The sequence below is a fragment of the Pseudoalteromonas undina genome, from assembly GCF_000238275.3.
GTDB lineage: Bacteria > Pseudomonadota > Gammaproteobacteria > Enterobacterales > Alteromonadaceae > Pseudoalteromonas > Pseudoalteromonas undina.
The window spans coordinates 193,977-215,212 of the sequence record NZ_AHCF03000002.1 but is presented as its reverse complement, the minus strand read 5'-3'; the positions used below and the strand labels follow the sequence as shown (position 1 = coordinate 215,212).

At 38.6% G+C, this 21,236-nt stretch carries 19 protein-coding genes; 5 read left to right on the top strand and 14 right to left on the bottom strand.

From position 1 onward, the window contains the following. Positions 1 to 52: 52 nt before the first annotated feature. Positions 53 to 2,197 carry a transcriptional regulator gene (locus PUND_RS01575; RefSeq protein ID WP_010390455.1) on the bottom strand — a complete coding sequence of 715 codons (2,145 nt, stop codon included), beginning with the start codon at positions 2,195 to 2,197 and terminating at the stop codon, positions 53 to 55. A gap of 282 nt (positions 2,198 to 2,479) precedes the next feature. Here PUND_RS01575 and PUND_RS01570 point away from each other — a divergent pair, with 282 nt between their 5' ends. Both PUND_RS01570 and PUND_RS01565 read left to right on the top strand, forming a co-directional pair. Next, entirely contained in the window at positions 2,480 to 2,830 is a 351-nt protein-coding gene (locus PUND_RS01570; protein WP_010390454.1) for a hypothetical protein, read from the top strand. Positions 2,831 to 2,857: 27 nt separating this feature from the next. After that, positions 2,858 to 3,778 carry a TraB/GumN family protein gene (locus tag PUND_RS01565; RefSeq protein ID WP_010390452.1) on the top strand — a complete coding sequence of 307 codons (921 nt, stop codon included), beginning with the start codon at positions 2,858 to 2,860 and terminating at the stop codon, positions 3,776 to 3,778. 122 nt (positions 3,779 to 3,900) lie between these two features. Here the strand turns inward: PUND_RS01565 and trpS are convergent, their stop codons facing one another. The 3 genes from trpS to rpe are packed head-to-tail and all read right to left on the bottom strand — an operon-like array spanning position 3,901 to position 6,287. After that, positions 3,901 to 4,905 (bottom strand): tryptophan--tRNA ligase, encoded by a 1,005-nt coding sequence (trpS, locus tag PUND_RS01560; RefSeq protein WP_010390450.1) that lies wholly within the window; start codon positions 4,903 to 4,905, stop codon positions 3,901 to 3,903. Positions 4,906 to 4,938: 33 nt separating this feature from the next. Next, the gene (locus tag PUND_RS01555; protein ID WP_010390448.1) at positions 4,939 to 5,604 is read right to left on the bottom strand and encodes a phosphoglycolate phosphatase; all 666 of its coding nucleotides are present in this window, start codon (positions 5,602 to 5,604) and stop codon (positions 4,939 to 4,941) included. Further along, positions 5,604 to 6,287, bottom strand: coding sequence for a ribulose-phosphate 3-epimerase (gene rpe / locus PUND_RS01550; protein ID WP_010390446.1), 684 nt, complete (start codon positions 6,285 to 6,287; stop codon positions 5,604 to 5,606). Before rpe ends, PUND_RS01555 begins: the two co-directional genes overlap by 1 nt. A gap of 275 nt (positions 6,288 to 6,562) precedes the next feature. Here rpe and PUND_RS01545 point away from each other — a divergent pair, with 275 nt between their 5' ends. Further along, complete coding sequence (locus tag PUND_RS01545; RefSeq protein ID WP_010390444.1) at positions 6,563 to 6,862, top strand: hypothetical protein; 300 nt, start codon at positions 6,563 to 6,565, stop codon at positions 6,860 to 6,862. A gap of 3 nt (positions 6,863 to 6,865) precedes the next feature. Then, positions 6,866 to 7,051 carry a DUF2970 domain-containing protein gene (locus tag PUND_RS01540; protein WP_041709648.1) on the top strand — a complete coding sequence of 62 codons (186 nt, stop codon included), beginning with the start codon at positions 6,866 to 6,868 and terminating at the stop codon, positions 7,049 to 7,051. Here PUND_RS01540 and PUND_RS01535 read toward each other — a convergent pair. The 9 genes from PUND_RS01535 to PUND_RS01495 form a co-directional block, all read right to left on the bottom strand. Then, on the bottom strand, positions 7,014 to 7,865 hold the full coding sequence (locus PUND_RS01535; RefSeq protein WP_010390441.1) for a Dam family site-specific DNA-(adenine-N6)-methyltransferase: 852 nt from the start codon (positions 7,863 to 7,865) through the stop codon (positions 7,014 to 7,016). The genes PUND_RS01540 and PUND_RS01535 overlap by 38 nt on opposite strands. Before the next feature lie 53 nt (positions 7,866 to 7,918). Continuing rightward, entirely contained in the window at positions 7,919 to 9,235 is a 1,317-nt protein-coding gene (locus PUND_RS01530; RefSeq protein ID WP_010390438.1) for an AAA family ATPase, read from the bottom strand. Then, positions 9,236 to 10,306: a 3-dehydroquinate synthase gene (gene aroB / locus PUND_RS01525; protein WP_010390435.1), complete on the bottom strand. Its 1,071-nt coding sequence runs from the start codon at positions 10,304 to 10,306 to the stop codon at positions 9,236 to 9,238. Positions 10,307 to 10,335: 29 nt separating this feature from the next. Continuing rightward, entirely contained in the window at positions 10,336 to 10,854 is a 519-nt protein-coding gene (aroK, locus tag PUND_RS01520) for a shikimate kinase AroK (protein WP_008466255.1), read from the bottom strand. A gap of 493 nt (positions 10,855 to 11,347) precedes the next feature. Continuing rightward, positions 11,348 to 13,438, bottom strand: coding sequence for a type IV pilus secretin PilQ (locus tag PUND_RS01515; RefSeq protein ID WP_010390433.1), 2,091 nt, complete (start codon positions 13,436 to 13,438; stop codon positions 11,348 to 11,350). Further along, a complete protein-coding gene (locus PUND_RS01510) occupies positions 13,425 to 13,961 on the bottom strand; it encodes a pilus assembly protein PilP (protein ID WP_010390432.1) in 537 nt (178 codons plus the stop codon). Before PUND_RS01510 ends, PUND_RS01515 begins: the two co-directional genes overlap by 14 nt. Further along, positions 13,961 to 14,563, bottom strand: a complete 603-nt coding sequence (locus tag PUND_RS01505; RefSeq protein ID WP_010390431.1) for a type IV pilus inner membrane component PilO — start codon at positions 14,561 to 14,563, stop codon at positions 13,961 to 13,963. Before PUND_RS01505 ends, PUND_RS01510 begins: the two co-directional genes overlap by 1 nt. After that, positions 14,553 to 15,125, bottom strand: coding sequence for a PilN domain-containing protein (locus PUND_RS01500; protein WP_010390430.1), 573 nt, complete (start codon positions 15,123 to 15,125; stop codon positions 14,553 to 14,555). The genes PUND_RS01505 and PUND_RS01500 overlap by 11 nt, the downstream gene beginning before the upstream one ends. Then, entirely contained in the window at positions 15,113 to 16,192 is a 1,080-nt protein-coding gene (locus PUND_RS01495; RefSeq protein WP_010390429.1) for a pilus assembly protein PilM, read from the bottom strand. The genes PUND_RS01500 and PUND_RS01495 overlap by 13 nt, the downstream gene beginning before the upstream one ends. Before the next feature lie 131 nt (positions 16,193 to 16,323). Between PUND_RS01495 and PUND_RS01490 the strand changes: the two genes are divergently transcribed. After that, positions 16,324 to 18,798, top strand: coding sequence for a penicillin-binding protein 1A (locus PUND_RS01490; RefSeq protein ID WP_010390428.1), 2,475 nt, complete (start codon positions 16,324 to 16,326; stop codon positions 18,796 to 18,798). A 48-nt stretch (positions 18,799 to 18,846) separates the two neighbouring features. Here the strand turns inward: PUND_RS01490 and metL are convergent, their stop codons facing one another. Further along, complete coding sequence (gene metL, locus PUND_RS01485; protein WP_010390424.1) at positions 18,847 to 21,192, bottom strand: bifunctional aspartate kinase/homoserine dehydrogenase II; 2,346 nt, start codon at positions 21,190 to 21,192, stop codon at positions 18,847 to 18,849. Positions 21,193 to 21,236: the final 44 nt, after the last annotated feature.

Sequence of the window (21,236 nt, the reverse complement as noted above, 5' to 3'; positions counted from 1 at the left end):
TTTTAATGTTTTCTCAGCACGGGCACTGGCTCTCTCTGCATAATGAATAGCGCTATTCGCCCCAACTAATTTGTACTATTTGCATATCTTTATACTTAGATCCCGTAAATAATATTTCATTGCTTTCGTTTACCTCAAAACCAATAGGTCGAAAGTCCACGTGTGTATCTTGTATGGTTTGATCTTGTAAATTTAGTCTAGCGATTCTTGAAATAGAATCTGAATAATAGAAATAGTCTTTACTGATCCCATATGCAACTGACTTTTTGGCATTTTTAGGTAATTCCCAGCTTTGCCTATCGGATAAGCGAATTAACTGATTATCGTTGGTTACGTAGCCGTTACCTTTACTATCTGAAATGAGTTTATTCGCTTTTATTCCTTCTATTACATGAGTATCACGAGTTAGTAAATTAAACTCTGCCAATATATTTTTTGTACCAAGGCGCTTAATATAAATAATGCTTTCGTTATTTTTTGACCAAATATAGCTTACTATTTCATGTTTATTAAATTCTTCTAATGGATAAATTTTTTGAGTGTTTACGTCATAAAATAAAAAGCTTTTATTTTTTATGAACATTATGCGCTGCTTATTGGGAGAAGCTCTGAGCATTCCTAATGCAAAAGTCGAAGGGGCATCATCATAATTAAAAAAGCTGAGTTGCTTTGTAAAACCATTTTGAGAGAGCCATAATTGACTGCTGCCAGAACGCTCAGATACAAAAACATGCGCAGGCCCTTCTTTATTAACTATTTCAATAATGTTGTAGTCGTCTTTATCACTTTTATAGAGCGTTTCATATTTAGGTGTATCGCCAAAAGGGTCTGTTACTTTAATTAGCGAGTATGATTGGGTTTTATTCTCTGAATAAAAAAGACTATTGGCAGAGTGCACTGCTATATAATAAGGAGTTATATTTGGGGTTACTGTTAGTGTATTTTTAACAGTGCTTTTTTCATCAAATATAATGGTTGAAAGCTGTGTTCCTTCAAATACTATTATGCCTTTATCGTCTGCAAGCCAGTCAAACGCGAAGCTAATTATACTTTTCTTTGCTTTAAATAAGCGCTTGGTTTCGTGGGTTTCAAAGTCGTAACTAAATACAGAAAAAGGCTTACCCTTTTGACTAAGTATATACGCTATTTTATTACCAGATTGAGATAAACGCGGCATGATCGCGCCGTACATTACACCTGGCGGTGGGATCACTATAAACTCTTTTTTAAGTTCTAAATCAAATTTATATAAGCCTGAACCATCATGCTCATTTTTATATTCGGTGTAATAAATATGCTCACCACTTTCGTCTACTTGCGCATAACCTGTGTATCTAAAGTCACACTTTTTAATAGAGGTAGCCTCCCCTATAACAGGAAACTGGCTTAGATCAACGAGTACCATTTCACACTTTTGTTGTTTTAAATTGGTAGCTTGTAATAACACTGAGTGCTGATTTAATTGCCACGATAAAATAGATACCTGAAAGCCAGGATAGGTAATTTCAACTTCCCTTTGATCAGATAGTCGCTTTACAAATGCATGCATTACGTCATTTTCAGGTTCTATATTGGTGTAAGCTAAATATTGTTTATCTGAGGATAATTCAGGGTGAACTTCACTACCTATATTCCACGTGCTTGCTACCTTATTAACCGTGATCTGTTTAATCTTTTCGCTAGAAGGTGCATTAATAAAAAACAACCCTAACCATACTAAAAAGCACAGACAAATAATGACGACTAAAGAATAGATCAAAAACTTTTTACTATTCGTTCTTTGAACCGGTTGAGAAGTAGTTGCAGTCACTACCTCTTCATTTTTGGCAAAAAAATCCGGTGAGTCAGGCAAAAAGTTTGCAGGCTCTTCAAAAACGCTTGTTTGCGTTAAACGCTCTGGTATTACGGTTAGACTGTAACCTTTACGGTAATGAGTTTTTAAAAGCGGTGCTTTTTCAGTTGGGTGGGCAAGCTGCTTTCTTAACTCTGAGATTGCACGGTTAATCGCATTATCATCAACAAAGCTCTGTTGCCACACACTTTCAATAAGCTCTTGTCGAGAAACAATGTGTTGAGGCTTATTTATAAAGTGCAGTAATAGCTTTACTAAAAGTGGGTCTAATTCCCTTTCCATATTGTTTGAAGTAATCACACAGCGATTACTAATAAATTGCCAAGGTCCGATTTGATAATTCATAGTTTTACATATTTTTATTTTTCAACAACCCTACCACAGGTACACTTTTTAATATAGCTAGGTTAATTTAAAACCTTATATTCACAGATAAGGTTTGTGATTAACTCTCTAATTTAAAACAACAAAAAAAATAAAAACCTTATAAATAAATCACTCACAACTAGATAAGCGACTCTAGATAAATTTAGCGATATTCTTTAAAACGTCATCAACAAGCAGCTTACTAAACACGACTTTTTAATAGTAATTAAGCTGACTTTTAAACATAAAAAAGGTTTCATTATGAATAACGCAACTAAAAAAGTATTACCCGTAATTTTATTAGCAACAGTATTTAGTACAGCCTCTGCAGTCGCTACAGAAAGTAAAAACAACACGCTACTAACCAATTCAGATCAATGTGCAGCGGGTGAAATAGTCATCAATAGCAATCAAATAATTTATGCTACCAACACTGACTCACTCATCAAGCATGAAGTAAACACTGAAACATTATTTACTAGTATAGAGAACCAAATTGCAACCGACTTTGAATCGTCCATCAACAAGATGAACTCAAAAATTGATAGTAACCTTTCAAAAATAACGTCGTCACTAACAACTTATATAAGCACTATTTTAACCAATCAATAATAAATAAAATTACATTAAGGAAGTGTTATGAATACATTTACTAAAAAAGCTCTTTCAGCAACCGTATTATTGAGCGGCTGCTTATTAGCAACGACTGTACAAGCACAAAGTTCAGTGTGGCAAGTAAGTAAAGGAAATGACTCATTATTTATTGGCGGCACAGTACACATTTTACCTAAGTCAGAGATGCCTCTACCAGTGGAGTTTAACCACGCCTATAAGCAAGCAGATACGATTGTATTAGAAGCACCAATACCTGATCCTAGCGATGCACAAGCACAAATGAAAATGTTGAGCGCACTATCTTATGAAAATAATGAAACATTGAGCCAAAAGCTAACTCCAGAGGTAAAGTTAGCATTAGAAAAAAAGCTGGCTGAATTTGGTGCAAACCTAACTAAATTAGATAACTTTCGTCCTGCAATGGTTAGTATTGTGCTGATGTCGATGGAGCTGCAAAAACAAAATTTAATGGGTGAAGGCGTTGACGCTTACTTTACTAAAAAAGCGACATTAGATAATAAGGAACAACAATACTTAGAGACTATGGCGTTTCAGTTAGAGTTATTTAAGACTATGGGTGAAGGTAGCGAAAATGACTTTATCAAAAATAATTTAGCTGGGTTTGATAATTACGGTGTGACGTTTAAAAAATTACTCTCAGCTTGGCGTAAAGGTGATACGCAATCGCTCTACACAGTAGCACTTGAAACGATGCAAAAAAATGATCCTGCAACTTATAAACAATTAATGACTGATAGAAACAATAACTGGCTAGTTAAAGTAGAGCAAATGTTTAATAACGATAAAAGTGAATTTGTTCTCGTGGGAGCAGGCCACCTAGCCGGAGAAGGTAGCTTACTGACATTACTTGAAAATAAAGGCTACCAAGTATCTTTAGTTGATATTAACAATCCAACGTTCAAAACAACCGTTAAGGCCGAGTAATGGATAAAACAGACAAGCAAGCATTGTTACTTTTGTCTATATTTAGCTTTTTAATGTTAATCAGCGTAATATAAAAAATGCCGCTAAATTAGCGGCATTTTTGTATCTGCAAAAAAACAGGCTTATGGGCGTGGAATAAACCCAACCGCATCATAAACTGCTTTTAATGTTTTCTCAGCACGGGCACTGGCTTTCTCTGCACCCATTTTCATAATGTCATTTAATAACGTTTGGTCTTCACGTATTTCTTTAAAGCGAGCCTGAATTGGCTCTATCATGCTGACAACAGCTGCTGCGGTGTCTTTTTTCAAGTGACCATACATTTTATCTTCGTATTCAGGGACTAGCTCTTCAATTGAACGCTTAGTCGCAACACTTAATAAGGTAAGTAAGTTAGAAACACCTGGCTTTTCACTACGATCAAAATAAATGCGTGCTTGTTCGTCTGAGTCGGTAACCGCTTTTTTAAGCTTTTTCTCAATCTTTTTCGGCTCGTCTAACATCATAATAAAACCATTTGGGTTTTCATCAGATTTAGACATTTTCTTCAGCGGATCTTGCAAGCTCATAACTCGCGCACCAAACTCAGGAATATAAGGTTCTGGCAGCGTAAAAATGTCGCCATATACATTATTAAAACGATTCGCAATATCACGAGTTAACTCTAGGTGCTGCTTTTGATCTTCGCCAACTGGTACTTTATCAGCTTGGTATAATAAAATGTCAGCTGCTTGCAAAGCTGGATAAGCAAATAAACCCACATTAATATTATTTGCATGCGTTGCCGACTTATCTTTAAACTGGGTCATGCGATTAAGCTCACCCATTTGCGCATAACAGTTTAATACCCAACCAAGTTGTGCATGTTCTGGCACTTGAGATTGAACAAATAATGCCGCTTTTTCTGGGTTAATGCCACACGCCGTATATAAAGCAACACCATCTAAAACGCGAGCACGTAATAACTCAGGGTCTTGGCGTACAGTAATTGCGTGTAAGTCGGCAAGCATAAAGTAGCTATCATATTCTTCCTGTAGCTTAACCCACTGGTTAATAGCGCCAACATAGTTGCCTATTGTCATACCACCGGTTGGCTGCATGCCACTTAATACTACTGGTTTACTCATGATTTTCCTTTATTTTTACTTAATTTGAAATGCTTAACGCTGCGTTAGTGTCGGTATTATAGCTAAGAAGTTATCGCATAGGTACTGTGGATTATAATCCCCTAGCTGCTCTCCTTGATGATACCCGTATGTGAGGGCTATCACATCAATATTAGCGGCTTGTGCTGCTAGTATGTCACTCTTTGAATCACCAATCATAATGGCTTTATTTGGCGAAACATTCAATGTATTGCAAGCAAATAGGAGTGGCTCAGGTGACGGTTTTTTTGCCATGTCGTCACCGCAAACAATTACTTCAAAATGACTGCGAATAGCCAGTTTATCTAAAAGTAGTTCAGTAAAGCGGCGTGCCTTATTGGTAATAAGTGCTTTGGGCATACCACTAAGGGCTGCGAGTCCAGTTTCAACATGCTGATATAATACGCTGTATTCACCAACCTGCTCACTATAATGTTGATAAAAAAGCTTAATTGCTCGTTCACTCAATGCTTCGTCAAGGTGTTCACTAATTTGCATATCGCCGCATAGAGCTCGCTTTACTAACACCTCTATGCCATTACCTACCCAGCTTTCAACTAATCGCTGACTAACTATGGGAAACGCTAAATCACTTAGCGTAAGATTTAAGGCCATATATAAGTCATACACGCTATCAACTAGCGTGCCGTCTAAGTCAAATAGTGCAGCATCATATTTCATTATTTAATACTTTCTAATTGTTGGCGCATTTCATCAATTACGCTTTTATAGTTAGGCTGATTAAAAATAGCAGAGCCTGCAACAAACATGTCAGCCCCCGCTTCAGCCGCTGCAGCTATGTTATCTACTTTAATACCGCCATCAACTTCTAAACGAATATCACGCCCTGAATCAATTATGCGTTGCTTTGCCTCTCGCAGTTTTTCCAGTGTTTGTGGAATAAAACTTTGCCCACCAAACCCAGGATTTACTGACATTAATAAGATCACATCTACTTTATCCATCACGTGATCGAGGTAACTTAAACTTGTTGCAGGGTTGAACACTAAGCCAGCCTGACAGCCTTGATCTTTTATCAATTGCAAAGTACGGTCAATATGCTCACTGGCTTCTGGATGAAAGGTAATAATTGATGCACCCGCCTCGGCAAATTGTGGAATTAAGCTATCTACCGGTTTTACCATTAAATGAACATCAATAGGGGCTTTAATTCCATAATCGCGAAGTGCTTTACACACCATTGGGCCTATTGTTAAGTTAGGGACATAATGGTTATCCATTACATCAAAATGGACAACATCAGCTCCTGCAGCTAACACTTTGTCGACATCTTCACCAAGGCGTGCAAAATCTGCAGATAATATTGAGGGCGCTATTAAGTATTTTTGTTCACAGTTGAGCATCGCTAATCCATTAATGAATAATTTATGGCGTTAATGTAACTTAATTAACGATGTTACCCAAGTAACACCTTTAAAAAATAGCGCTAAGTTAGCAACACCAATGACAAACTGTCTTTAACTATAACAACAGTTAAGCTGCGTGAGCTAAGAAGGATAAAACATGCTTATAAAAAATTCTGCGGTATGATTAGCTGTGAATATAACTAAAAATAAAGTGTATTATTTAAGCGATTTTTGTTATGCTTCGCGAAGAACTAAATTATTAGGTTTATATTATGCGTGCTTTTAAAATTGGATTATTAATCACGTCGGTAAGTGTCATTATTGGAGCAGCGTCGCTTTCTTCAAATACGGAGCAAGAATTAAGCTCTGCCAACACTTGTTTTCATAAAGAGCAAACTAACGCTATCAATCATAGTGTAAACCGCTGTATTCAAATTGAAGAAGATTCCTCATGGGCTTCTTGGTTAACCGGCGATAGCCGCAGTGCACAGTTCCATTATCTAGACTTCCTAGAGTTATTAACAGGTACTGATGACAATCACAAACCCTCTTCAATCAAACCATTATTTTAATTAATGCAGCACTTTTTAAGCGCGTTACAAAGTGTGCTAGCTGCATTTTTTGGTGTGCAATCCGAAGATAAACGTCAAACAGACTTTAAACACCACTCCCCTATTACATTAATAGCTATTGCCGTGGTACTTTTTGTATTATTTGTGTTGGCTATTTACGCAACCGTGACTTCGGTGCTAAGTACATAGCCATTAGCTCATCGACTTTATTTCGTGAACCGCCTTTTGGGCTAATCGTGCGTTTAACCTGAATTTTATCCAAAGAAGCTTGGCTGTAAATTTTGCGTGTCCATACCGTATCGTGATTTGAAATAAGGACCGGCGTATTATTCTCAAATGCCGCTTGCTCAGCTAAGTTCGCTAAATTAGCCTGGTCGTCCAAATTAAACCCGCCTTTTGCATACGAAGTAAAGGATGCCGTTTTACTTAATGGCACATAAGGCGGATCGCAATAGATCACTGCATTATTAGGCACCAGTTTGAATACATCATCATACCCTAGGCAAGTAAATGTAGCCTGTTGCGCTTTGCTAGCAAAAAAGTACATTTCTTTTTCAGGAAAATAAGGCTTTTTATATTTACCAAAAGGCACATTAAAAATGCCCTTTAAGTTATAGCGGCATAATCCGTTATAACCATGGCGGTTCATATATAAAAATAAGATAGCTCGCTCATATACATCGCTGCTTTGATTAAACTGCACGCGATAATCATAATACGCATCTGAGTGGTTGTTTAAATCAACAAAAAGCTTTTTGGCATCACTAATAAACTCATCAGGCGAACGCTTGAGCTCTTTATATAAATTGATTAAATCAGCATTAATATCGTTAAGTACATAGTGTTTAAAATTGCTATTTAAAAACACTGAGCCCGCACCAACAAAAGGTTCAACCAAAGTATCTGCATGCTTACTTGCTTGATTTAGTCGCGCGTTAATATCTTCAACGAGGCTGTATTTTCCGCCAGCCCACTTAAGGAAGGCTCTACTCTTTTGCTGCATTGGCTCTTTACTTCAATTCGGTGTTGCGCGATTTTACACTAAAGTTACTGAGTTTACTGATCAACTCGTGCAATTTCTTGTTTTATTTTACTAATTTTTTTATAGAAAGGTTTATTTTTTCTAACCCCTGCAGGAAGTCCTTGCAGTGCTTGCTTCGCCTCATTTAAGTTAGCAAAGCTACCTGTAGTTACTACCCACCATATTTTACCATTTCGTTTAGTTTGGTATGTATTAGTAATACTTTTTAGCTTATGTTTAGCAATAAACTCATTACCTACCTGCTGCTGAGTTACGGCTAAGAGCTGAATAACAAAATTATCCTCAGGTTGTTGTAAGTACCAATTACTGGGTATTTTTACTATTTGGTTTTGCGACTTTGTTTGTGCAGGTTTAGTAATCGGTTTTTCTTCAACGGGTTTTAATTCCGGCTTTTCCTGCTCAACAACAATCGTTGATTCCGTTAAGCTCTCGACAATCGCTGGAACATTATTATTGGTGGTGTCTTGAGTGGGCTTTTGAATGACAGCCGCTGACGGCTCACTACTTACAGGTGGTATAAGTTGCTGTGGTTTATTTTTAATAGCTTGCTCAGTTGTAATAGCGGTTGATAGCACTTGCTCATCAATTTGACGATTAGCATTTTCCCACCACTGGGTCATATCGGCTTTGTATACAAGACCAATAATCAACAGCATAATTATCAATAATAATGTGAGCAACTGTAAGCGCCAAGACACCTTATCTTTAACGACAATATCAGCAACCTGCTCGCTTGGCTGCCAGGCTAACAACAGACTCGGGTTACCTTGAGCTTCAACTAAAAAGGTTTGAAAGACAGGATCTTCATCATAAGGTAAGCTCGTAAAATACCACCCCATAAGCTGCTTACTTTCAACTGTATTTAATGGCTCTAAATGTATATTTACTGCATCTTTAAAGGGTAGTTTAGACTGCGATGCAATCATAATATAAAGTACATTAGGTGCATTTTTTGATAGTAGCTCAAGCTCCGCGATTAGCTCTTCAGATAAGTGTCTGCCGCCATCAATAACCCACAAACACGCCCCACATTGTTGCTGTTGCGCTAATTGATAATAGTTTTGCGATAAGCTTAGGTTGTGATCAATTAAAGGGGCATTAAAACTTTGCTCTAATAACTGAGTCATTAACTGCACATCAGTCATCTGTGCGCTTACTTGCACAAATGCTTTATTAAAATCGTTATATTTATCAGTAATGAAGGTTTCAAGCAAATAGCTTTTACCTAGACCAGAAGTACCCAATAAAACAATTAGGTTTTGACCATATTCAAATTGTAATGCGATTCTATCCACCAAAGCCGCACGGCTTGGTAAAATTTGTGACTGCATTTATTGCTCGATCAATGCTCTAACTTGATCATCAGATACATCATCAACTAATGCACACTGACCAAATTTGGTGGGTAAAATAAATCGGATAGTCCCTTTTTTATTCTTTTTATCTTTGCGCATATGCAGTAAAAATTGCTCACTAGTCATATCGCTAGGGATTTCGATTGGTAAATTATATGCTGCTATTAATGTGGTAATACGCTCTACATCTTGCTGTATTAAGTCGTTACGAGTATGAGCAAGCTTGGCAGCAAGCACCATACCTGTTGCCACAGCTTCACCATGTAACCACACGCCGTAGCCCATTTGCGCTTCTATAGCATGGGCAAACGTGTGCCCTAAATTTAACAGCGCACGCAGGCCTTGCTCTTTCTCATCTTGTGCAACGATAAGCGCTTTAATTTCACAGCATCTAAAAATAATATGCTGTAAACAGGCTTCATCTAACTGTTGTAATTGAGCGATATTTCGCTCTAAAAAAGCAAACAACTCAGTGTCGTAAATTAGGCCATATTTAATAACTTCAGCCATGCCTGCAGCAAACTCTCGGGTAGGTAAAGTATGTAGAGAACGCGTATCTATAAACACAGCCTGGGGTTGATAAAAAGCCCCTATCATATTTTTACCTAACGGGTGATTTACTGCTGTTTTGCCACCAACTGAAGAATCGACTTGAGATAATAACGTGGTAGGAATTTGGATAAAAGGCACACCGCGCTGATAACAGGCAGCAACAAAACCAGTTAAGTCACCAACTACGCCACCACCTAATGCAATTAAGCAGGTGTCACGACCGCAATTATTTTCAAGTAAGAATGCTGATATTTTTTCAAACCAGGTAAGCGATTTATATTGCTCGCCATCTGGAATAATAAAATGAAGTGGGTTTAGCTGTGCTAATGAGTCAAGCAACTGCTGAAGATAGAGCGGTGCAATAGTGTCATTAGTAATGATGATAGGCCGACAATCACCAATATGATGGATTAGACGGCCTGTATCTTGAAGTGCAGATTGACCAATATAAATAGGATAACTTCGCTCGTCTAAATTAACAGTTAATTCAAGCATGCTGGGTTAGTCCTTTTTAATACTGGCTTTTAAAAATCCAATTTCTCGATTATTTGGTTAGCAACAACTTTCGCGCTCTGCTCATCAGTGCGTACAACAAAATCAGCTACTTCTTTATATAATGGTTCACGCTCTTCTGCTAAGCGCTCAAGTACATCACGAGGTGCTTCTTCTGTTTGCAGTAATGGGCGACGCTTGTCGCGTTGCGTACGTGCAACTTGCTTTTCAATCGGTGTCTCTAGGTATACAACAATACCGCGAGCCGAAAGCTTGTTTCGAACTTCTTTACTCATTACTGAGCCACCACCAGTAGCAAGAACAATACCTTGCATCTCGGTTAAGTCACCAATAACAGATTCTTCACGAAGTCTAAAGCCTTCTTCACCTTCAAGATCGAATACCCAGGCAATATCTGCGCCCGTGCGACGTTCGATTTCTTGATCAGAATCAACAAATTCAAGGTGTAATTGGTCAGCGATGTGACGACCAATCGTGCTTTTGCCAGCCCCCATGGGGCCAACTAGAAATATATTACGTTTCTCAGCCATATCTTTTAGTACAAACGAACTCTAAAATTTGAAATAAAACCCCGCCTAACGACCTGGCCCCAAAATTAAGAAAGGGATTATCTCAGTAATCGGTCGGGTATTTCAAGTCAATTAGGATAAAAAGCCATATAACGAGCAATTAAACTAAATAATTACCCATTGGTTAACAAAAAAGCACCTTATTATAGGCAAGTTTATCTTCTAGGGTTAAAATTTATGCAATTAAAGGTTACTACGTGTTACTTAGTAAGTGCTTTTGTATAGTAATTTCAAAAAAACTCAGTCACAAACAACATAAACGTAGTCTTAAAATGCATCCGCAGTACAGTACACAATATAAAATTATATACTGCCTAATTGTACATTTACAGGGAGTGTTCACACCAACATAACTAAATACCAATTCCATCTAGTTTGTCGTTCAGCCTAGATAGTTTGAGTAACCAAAGCCCTGAAGAGTCAATCTGTCTCAAGCAGCACTCAGGTTAGGTAATTAGTCTATTTGAATTTTAGGTGTGACAAAAATCAGCAGTTCGCGCTTTTCATTAAACTCGCTTGTGCTTTTAAATAGTCTTCCTACGTAAGGAAGGTCGCCCAATAAAGGTACTTTTTTGGTCGAATTAATAATTTGCTGTTGGAAAATACCACCCAACACTACCGTTTGTCCATTCTCAACGAGAACTTGAGTCTCAATTTGTTGCGTATCAATAGCAACAGCAGGACCAGTTCCTGTTTGAACAGTATCACCACGGGTATCTTGAGTAATTATTAAGTTTAAAATAACTTTGTTGTCTGGTGTGATGTGAGGTGTTACCTCTAGGCTCAACACTGCCTTTTTAAAGCTTACAGTTGTTGCGCCACTTGAAGCAGATTCAACATAGGGGATCTCAGTACCTTGCTCAATACGCGCTTTTTGCTGGTTAGCAGCGGTGATACGCGGACTAGCAATGATTTCACCCTTGTTTTCTTCTTCGAGCGCAGTTAATTCTAAATCAATTAACGTTCCATTAGCTAGTTTAGCTATATGCATACCAATACTTGCCGATGGATTTGCGACAGGTAAATTAACGTTGAGTCGATCTGAAAGGCTAGGAATATTTCCATTAGAAATCGTTTCAGCGCCTTCTAATGTACCAGAAACACCATCAGAGCCTTGTTGATCACTGAAGCCCCAACGAACGCCTAAGTCTTCGGTTACATTATCACGAACGGTTACCATACGCGCTTCAATAACCACTTGTTTGACCGGTATATCTAAGGTTTCGACCATGCGGCGAACACTTTCAATGCTTTTTGCTGTGTCTTTCATTAATAGCGTATTAGTACGTTGATCAACAGACACACTGCCTCTCGCTGTAATAATACTATTGGTATCTGTTTTTAATAAGTCGGCAAAATCTTCTGCTTTGGCGTAATTTAAACGGATGTATTCACTATATAGTGGCTCTAAATCTTCAACTTGTTGCTTCGCTTTTAACTCTTTTGCTTCACGGGCAGCAAGCTCTTCAGATGGCGCCACCATTAATATAGAACCATCCATACGTTTGTCTAAGCCTTTTATTCTTAGCACGACGTCTAACGCCTGATCCCAAGGGACCCCATCTAAGCGAAGGGTAATATTGCCAGTTACTGAGTCACTTGTTACCAAGTTAAAATCATTGTAGCCCGCAATAATCTGTAACACAGCGCGAACAGAGATATCCTGAAAATTAAGCGTCATAGGGCGGCCTAAGTATTCTTTGCCTCCATCTAAAAATCCATTTTGAGTCTCGTCTTTCTCAACCGTTAAGGTAAAAATATTTTCGATTTGCTGATACGTGTAAGCAAAAGCTTTATTAGGTTCAATTACAATGCGTGTCAGATTATCTTCCTTAAACGTTTCTATACTGCTCACTACAGTACCAAAGTCGAGTACGTCTAATTCATACAATAAGTCATCTAAAATATCGGTATGATGAAACTCTGCAATGATTTTCCCGCCACTTTCATGAACCTCAATAGCAGCCTGTGTATCTTGCAGGTAAACAAGTACTTTTGCTTCACCTTTTTCACCGCGGCGAAAATCAATTGCTTGAATGCCATTAATATAATTAGAGGTATAAGCAGGTGTATCTTCACTTGTTGTTACCATTTGCTCTGTTAGGGGATTATCAGATATTCTTATTGAAACTAAATTGTTGTTTACCTCAGTTTCATATATTTTTAATCGCTCCAAATTAATGGTTACCTTTAAACCCGCGCTGGTCATCATGCTGCTGATGTTACTTATTCCTGCTTGGTTAATAGCAATATTTGCCAACCCTTCATCTAGTTCAACAGCATTAAATAATAACTCTATACGTGCCGGACTATTAAAAACTTGTACCTCAGGTTGTTGCTGTAACTCTTCATCAAATACTAGCTGTAATTCGGTTTCACCTTTAAGTAATGGATTATATCGAACATCATAGAGTAAAGGGGCTGCACTGACTGTTTTCGTAATTAGTAATAAAAATACAAATAGCAACGTCGTTAAAATACGGTGATGCGAACACTCAGCTTTGTGCATATAGGGAATACCATTTTTCTTATTAATTTGCGCCATTAGTTGCCGCCTCTAACATTTCTAATTTGGTCAAACGTTCTTTCCAACAACCTGACCCATCAGGGATTAATTCTACTAATTCAATATAGTCACTATTAACACTGCTTACTTTTCCATCATAGGTACCTAAATAGCTCCCTATGGATACTCGGTGTAAGGTGTTATCAGCAGCTGTAATGAGCGCCCATGTCTTGCCGTTCGATCCTATTGTGCCCTTCATTGATAAATTATCTAATGGGTACTTCTCCAGAGGTTGACGAACACGTTCTGGGTCTGGGTGAAGACAGTTTTTAACTTGTGTTAGCTTATTTTGTATAATTTCTGGTTCTGGTGCTACAAAAGGGCTACGTATATCTTTGGCGTTATATTCAAAGTGCTCAAATTTAACTAACTCAGGTATTTTTTCTACACGTGCAGTAGTGTTTGCCTTAACCTGATCAATAAATTCTTTTTGCTCAGATGTATCTTCATTACAGCCACTGAGCAACAATATTGCGACAGTTAAAAAGGGAAGTTGCTTCATCATCTTACTCCCTCTTCATAACGATAAGTTTTTGCTACTACACTAAATGTTAGCTGCTTTTCGCCAGATGATAAAATAGAAAAGTCGTGTAAACTTACTATTCTTGGCAATTGAGCCACTTTTCCTACAAATTCACCAAACTCATGATAAGTGCCTACCACTTCAATTTTAATGGGTAGTTCGGTATAGAACTCTTTTTCAACTTCTGGTAGCCAACCAATTTTTAAAAATGTTAAGCCGCTGGTTGTCCCCACATAGGAAAGGTCATCTAATAATCCTGGCGTCTCATTTGAGGTAGGTAGACGTTTTAATAGCTGAGAAAACTTATCTTCCATCTCAACCATTTGTTCACGATAGATATCGAGCTTACTGGCAACTGCATATTTAGTTCGATAAGTTGTGCGTAATTCTATCTCTTTGGCAACCGCGTTATGGTAGCTTTCTATCTCATCTGACACTAATAAGCTGTAGCTAAAAAACAATACGAGACAAGCAACAAAAGAGCAGCATATTGCTTTTACAATAACTGGCCACTCGCCTATATTATCAAGCTCTATTTCATTCCAATCTATTTCTGAAAACGACTTAAAATCAAGGTTCATTACGTACCTCACCTATTCTGCCAAATGGTTTTACGTAGAACTCCATATTAAAATCGCTGAGTAAACGAGAAGACTGCTCACCTGCAACAATACCTTGCATTGTCGGGCGCTCTAATAAATAAGAACTTTGTACCTGTCGAAGCATAGTGGATAAACGATTATTAGACTCACTTTTACCTAATACATGAATTTGACTACCTTTACGCTCAAGCTTGGTTAAGTAAACCCCGGCAGGCACTATTTTTGCCACTTCATCCATTATTTGCGTGCCTAAATTTCGGCTGCTTTGTAGTTCTTCAATTAAACGCATACGTTGTTGTAGGTTTTCTTTTTTTTTGTCTAAATCACGTATATCGCGAATTTTTTGATCAAGCATTGTAATTTCTGAGCTGAGGTAGTTATTTTTTAGCATTTGTCCTTCTTTTAGACCGCTATAAAATGTACTCAGCGCGTACATAGTTACAAAGCAAACTATAACCACGGCCATCAGCAATGTAATAAATTTCTTTTTAGATTGCTCACGCTGTAATTCACGCCAAGGTAGTAAATTTATATGTGGCATGATGAAAAACTCCTCAACGCCAGGCCGGTCGCAATTGCAAACTGAGTGCGGTGGCGCTGTATTATATTACGATCTACTCTAGGTGATATTTCCATTTTATCAAATGGTTCAACAACAACCGTATGTATCCCTAATTCTTCAATTAATAACCTATCAATACCTTTAATCATGGCAGAACCGCCAGTCAGTACGATATAATCCAACTGCTCTTTACCCGTTGTGGTTAAAAACATTTGTACAGCACGACGAACTTGCTGCAATAGCGAGGTTTGAAAAGGCGCTAACACTTCAAATGTATAATTAGGAGGTAAATCACCCGTTGTTTTACCAATTTCAGCCTCATCAAAGCCTTTATTGTAGTAAGCAACAATACTATTTGTGTATTGGTCACCACCAAATACTTGGTCGCGGGTATAAATTGTTTCACCAGATTGCACTACACTGACTAAGGTAAGCACTGCACCTATATCAACTACCGCAACGGTCTTATCAAACGCATCAGATGGGAGCTGTTGATAGTAAACATCCATAGCCCGACTTAATGCATAACTTTCAACATCCACAACTTTTGCAGTTAAGTTAGCAGCACTAAGTGCGCCTACTCTCGCTTCCACACTTTCCGTTCTCGCTGCAGAAAGTAGAACATTAATTTTGCTCGGATCGGCACTGTTAGTAGAGAGTTTTTCAAAATCTAAACTGACTTCATCTAACGGATAGGGGATCAAACTATCGGCTTCAATCTCAATCTGTGACTCTAATTCAGCGTCGCTTAAGGAAACATCCATGAAAATGACTTTGGTAATCACTGTTTGCCCTGAGACAGCAACAGCAGCAGACTTTAATGACTTTGGTAGTTTTCGTTTTAACTTGGTTATCACATTGCCAATTGCTTCAATATCTTGAATGTTACGCTCGCTCATAGCGCCTTTTGGCATAGGTTCAATTGCAAGTGCCTCTAGTCGAAGCCCAGTTTCTGTTTCACTTAAAAGCACGGCCTTGATAGAGTGCGATCCTATATCAATACCCACCATCATAGGCGATGGTTTTTTTATCAATTGACTTAGCATGTTTGAAACTTTGCCTTTGTTTTAATAATAAACAAGTTATAATTTATATCTTAAAAAATATTATTCAATTTTTAATCAATATATACTAGCAGTCTCAACCTGTAATTGGGAGTCCGTTTAGGGAATTATCAGTGATTTTATTAAAAAGAACTTTACAATTTTTGATCATTTGTGCATTACTTGCACTAATTACATTGCTTAGCCTTTATTACTACGTTAAATCCGATATTCCAAGCGTACAGGTTTTAAAAAACGTTCAATTACAAACGCCTATGCAAGTATTCACCAAAGATGGACTCTTAATCAACCAATTTGGTGAAAAAAGACGTATCCCTGTAACTATAGACCAAATTCCTGAGCCTTTATTACAAGCTTTTTTAGCAACAGAAGATAACCGTTTTTATGACCATATCGGTATCGATCCAATTGGTATTGTACGCTCAGCACTGGTACTTATTTCTACCGGTGAAAAAAAGCAAGGTGCTAGTACAATCACGATGCAGTTGGCTCGTAACTTCTTTTTAACGCGAGAAAAAGCCTACATTCGTAAGGTAAAAGAAATATTTATTGCCATCCATATCGAAAATTTACTTTCAAAAGATGAAATCTTTGAACTTTATCTGAATAAAATAGAGCTAGGAAACCGAGCCTTTGGTATTGGTGCAGCTGCTCAGGTTTATTATGGTAAAGAGCTAAAAGAGCTTACTCTTGCACAAATGGCAATGATTGCCGGTTTACCCAAAGCGCCTTCAGCACTTAACCCTATTCGTAATCCAAAGCGAGCCAAGGCCAGAAGAAATGTAGTGTTAGGGCGAATGCTAGATGAAAAATATATTTCTAGAGCGCAGTATAACGAAGCTACGAGCCAGCCAATTACCGCCTATTTCCATGGGGCTGAAATTGACTTATATGCGCCATATATTTCAGAAATGGTACGTGCTGAAATGGTGTCGCGCTACGGTATAGATAAAGCCTATAACTCTGGATTTAAAGTGTATACTTCTGTTGAGTCAAATATTCAACAGGCGGCACAAACGGCTTTGGTTAACAATTTACATGCCTATGATATGCGCCATGGATTTAGAGGTCCTGAAGCCATTTTATGGGATCCACAAACAGAGCCCACACCTTCTGATTCTAAGTTATTAAACATTTTAAAAGAGGCCAATGAACTAGGCCCTCTAAAAGCCGCTGCAGTTTTAAATGTATCCGACAAAAGCGCGGAAGTAATACTTAAAAGCGGCGAACACACAACATTGACCTGGGATAATCTAAAGTGGGCACGTAAGTTTATCACCCGTTATCGCCAAAGCTTTGCTCCTGAAACAGCAAGCGATATATTAACGCCTGGCATGCAAATATGGCTGCGTAAAAATGATGACAACAGCTATATTTTGAGTCAAATCCCTGAAGCTGCAAGCGCCATTGTGTCTTTAGACCCACAAGACGGGCGTATAAAAGCCATTGTAGGCGGTTACAGCTTTGAACAAAGCCAATATAACCGTGCAGTGCAAGCTAAACGCCAAGTTGGCTCTAATATTAAGCCATTTATATACTCTGCTGCACTTGAAAAAGGCTACACCTTAGCGTCAATTTTAAATGATGCTCCTATAAATCAATGGGATAAAAGCCAAGGTGTCGCATGGCGACCTAAAAATAGCCCTGCCATTTATAATGGCCCTATTCGCATTCGCCGTGCTTTAGCACAATCAAAAAATGTGATTTCGGTACGTTTATTACGTGGTGTTGGCTTGCAACGTACAGCCGATCATTTACTTAAATTTGGCTTTGCAAATGAAGATATAAATCGCAGTGAATCACTGGCTTTAGGTAGCGCATCTATCACTCCAATAGAGTTAGCTCGTGGCATGAGTACTTTTGCCAATGGCGGCCACTTAATCGAACCTTACTTTATTTCAGAAATTCAAGATGCCATGGGCAACACCTTATTTAAAACTAACCCGACTGTAATTTGTGATAATGAAACGACAACGCCTAGCTCGCTAATGCTAAGTGAGCAAGTAGCACCAAATTGCGCGCCGCAGATTATATCTAAACAAAATGCATTTTTAATTGCCAGTGCTATGAACAGCGCAATTTGGGGGGGTGGTAGCTGGTCTCATAAAACAGGTTGGAGTGGCACAGGATGGCGTGCACAAGCGCTAAAACGTCGCGATCTGTCAGGTAAAACAGGCACCACGAATGACTCTGTAGATACTTGGTTTAGCGGCTTTAATCGCGATGTGATGACCTCTGTTTGGGTTGGCTTTGATAACCCTGGTAATACGTTGGGACGCTCAACCTATAACAATAACTTAGGAAGTGGGCAAATATCAGGCGCAGAATCAGGTGCTAAAACAGCTCAGCCTGCATGGGTGGATTTTATGAGAGTCGCACTGGATGGTAAACCTGCGGCACCTATCGAACCGCCTGAAGGGTTGGTTTCTATTCGTATTGACTTAGAAACGGGGCTATTAAGTCATAAAAACGATTACACCAGCCGTTTTGAATACTTTGAAAAAGGCACCGCTCCCACCAAGTATGTGTTATCACAACCAAATGATATATTTGAAGAAAACACTAAAACTGAAGAAGAGCTATTTTAAATATAGCGAACATTAAAAAGGCCGCTAATTTGCGGCCTTTTTGATGGTCTAACTAATATTTTGTACCAACCAGTATAAGTCAGAGTGCACGCCCGCTGCGGTCACTTCTTTACCCGCACCAGGGCCTTGTATCACTAATGCGTTTTGGTTATACCACTGAGTATTAATCACAAAAATATTATCGCCAGGTGTTAAATTAGCAACCGCTTCGCTTTTTGGTACATAGGCAATTCCTACCTTAGCGTTTAGCTTGCTGTTTTTAAACTCTAGCAATCCGGTATAACACAGTGCAGCATTTTGTTGCAAAGCCGCTTCGAAGTGCTGCTTGATAAACGTATCTAAACTAGCCTTGTTATCAACAAAGTCATTCCAACTGCCCGCACTTAGCTCATCGGGCATCAATGCGGATAAAGAAATGTCATCAAGTTCCAATTCAATACCTAATTCACGCGCCAAAATAAGCAACTTGCGTTGCATATCTCGGCCAGATAAATCTTCTCGCGGATCAGGTTCGGTGAACCCCAAAGCTTGTGCTTCAAGCACTAAATCTGAAAATGCCTTGCTGCCATCATACATACTGCATAACCATGACAGCGTGCCAGAAAACACGCCTTCTATACGCGTTATTTTATCGCCACTGTTTTGCAAGTCGGCCAGTGCAAAGTTAATCGGTAATCCGGCTCCCACACTAGCATTATAACGCCAATGTAAGCCGCGCTGTGCCAAATCTTCACGTAATGCTTGATACCAGCTCAGCGGAGCTGTGCCTGCGTATTTATTAGCACTAATTAAGTGACAATTTAATTCCACAAATTTGCTATAAAGCTGGCTAAAATATTCACTGGCGGTAATATCAATCACTACCTTATGTTCATACTCAAGCGTATCAATGTATGACAACAAATCAGCTTGCTGATAGGGGCTTGCATGGTTTTCCCCTTGCTGTTGCCAGCTCTCACAATCTAACCCATTGGCATTAACCAGCATCTGCTCTGAGCGCAGTAATGCTACTAACTTAACGTTAAAACCTGATGATAAACGGGCTAGTTGTGATGGTAGTTGGCGCATAAATTCGGTACCCACATTACCAAGCCCTGCAATAATTAAAGCTATTTCTTGCGCTTTATTGATCAATTTATCATGCAGTAAGCTCAGCACATCACTCTCAAGTACCTGATCGGTTAATAATAACGTATAACCGTCACCAAAATGAGTAAACCTAGGATGGATTGATTGCGCTTGAAGTACAGCTGCACTTTGCTCACTGAGCATCGCTATATCTTGCTCTGATGCAATAATTGCAACCCCATTTAAGTTAGACTCACTAATGTTGGCGCGGCCAGCAAAATAATTAACCACCTGATATGTCGCCGACGCAGGGACTACCAAGTAAATTTCGCCCGCATGTTCAAAGTGATGCAAACTATGCTGAATAAGCTGACTAACATGCGCTACCTCGCCTTCACTCAAGTCATCAACAGTAAGTAAATCCACATTGTTAATCGTGGTTAAAAAGCGCTTTTGTTTACTCATTCCTAATTTAACTATTTCGGTATGGCTGCCTTGAAGATCGTAACTACTGCGAACAATTAACTCTATATCGGTCCCTTTTAATGGCGATAATGTTTTAGCATGTAGTACAGGGTTACCTAGTCTAGCCAATAAATTAGCTTGTTCGCGGCACACCCGCGCATACTTAATCGCATTAGCGACCTTACGCGGATCAGTACTAAAAACACCTTGAGTGTCAGTCCAAATAGACACTTTTTTAGCATTGCAATATCGTGCTAATAAAGTAGCACTGTAATCACTACCATTTCGCCCTAAGGTCACGGTTTCATGTTGTAAATTAGCCGCAATAAACCCTGTAACGACATTAATTTTGCTTGCATCTATGGCTTTTAAGCACTGCTGCTGATTATTAGCATGCTGTAGCTGCCCTGCGTCTAATATGAATAACTGCCTAGCGTCATGTGCGCAAGCACTAACGTTAAGTTGCCCTAAGTAAGCGCTTAATAGCCTTGCAGACCATAATTCGCCATGAGCTAGTAGCCACGCTTCAGCTAAGGTACCTTGCTTGGCCTGCTGGGTAATCGTGCTTAGCTCAGTGGCAAGTATATTGAGTGCTTCATGCTTAGCACCCGCTATAAGCAATTGTTCAATTAGCGAAGATTGATGATTACTTATTAATAAAATAATGTCAGCAATCGCTTGGGTATCTTGCTGTTGGAAGCTTTGCCACAATTTAACCAAGGTATCGGTGGTTTTACCGGCAGCAGATACCACCACACAATCCCCTGCTTGAGCATGAGTTAAAATAATATTTGCGACACTTTTAAAGCGATCCGCTGAGCTTAAACTCGAACCACCAAATTTATGAACCTGATTTACCATGTTAATACCAACTCGACTTCATGTTTTGTATTTTCAAAATTGGT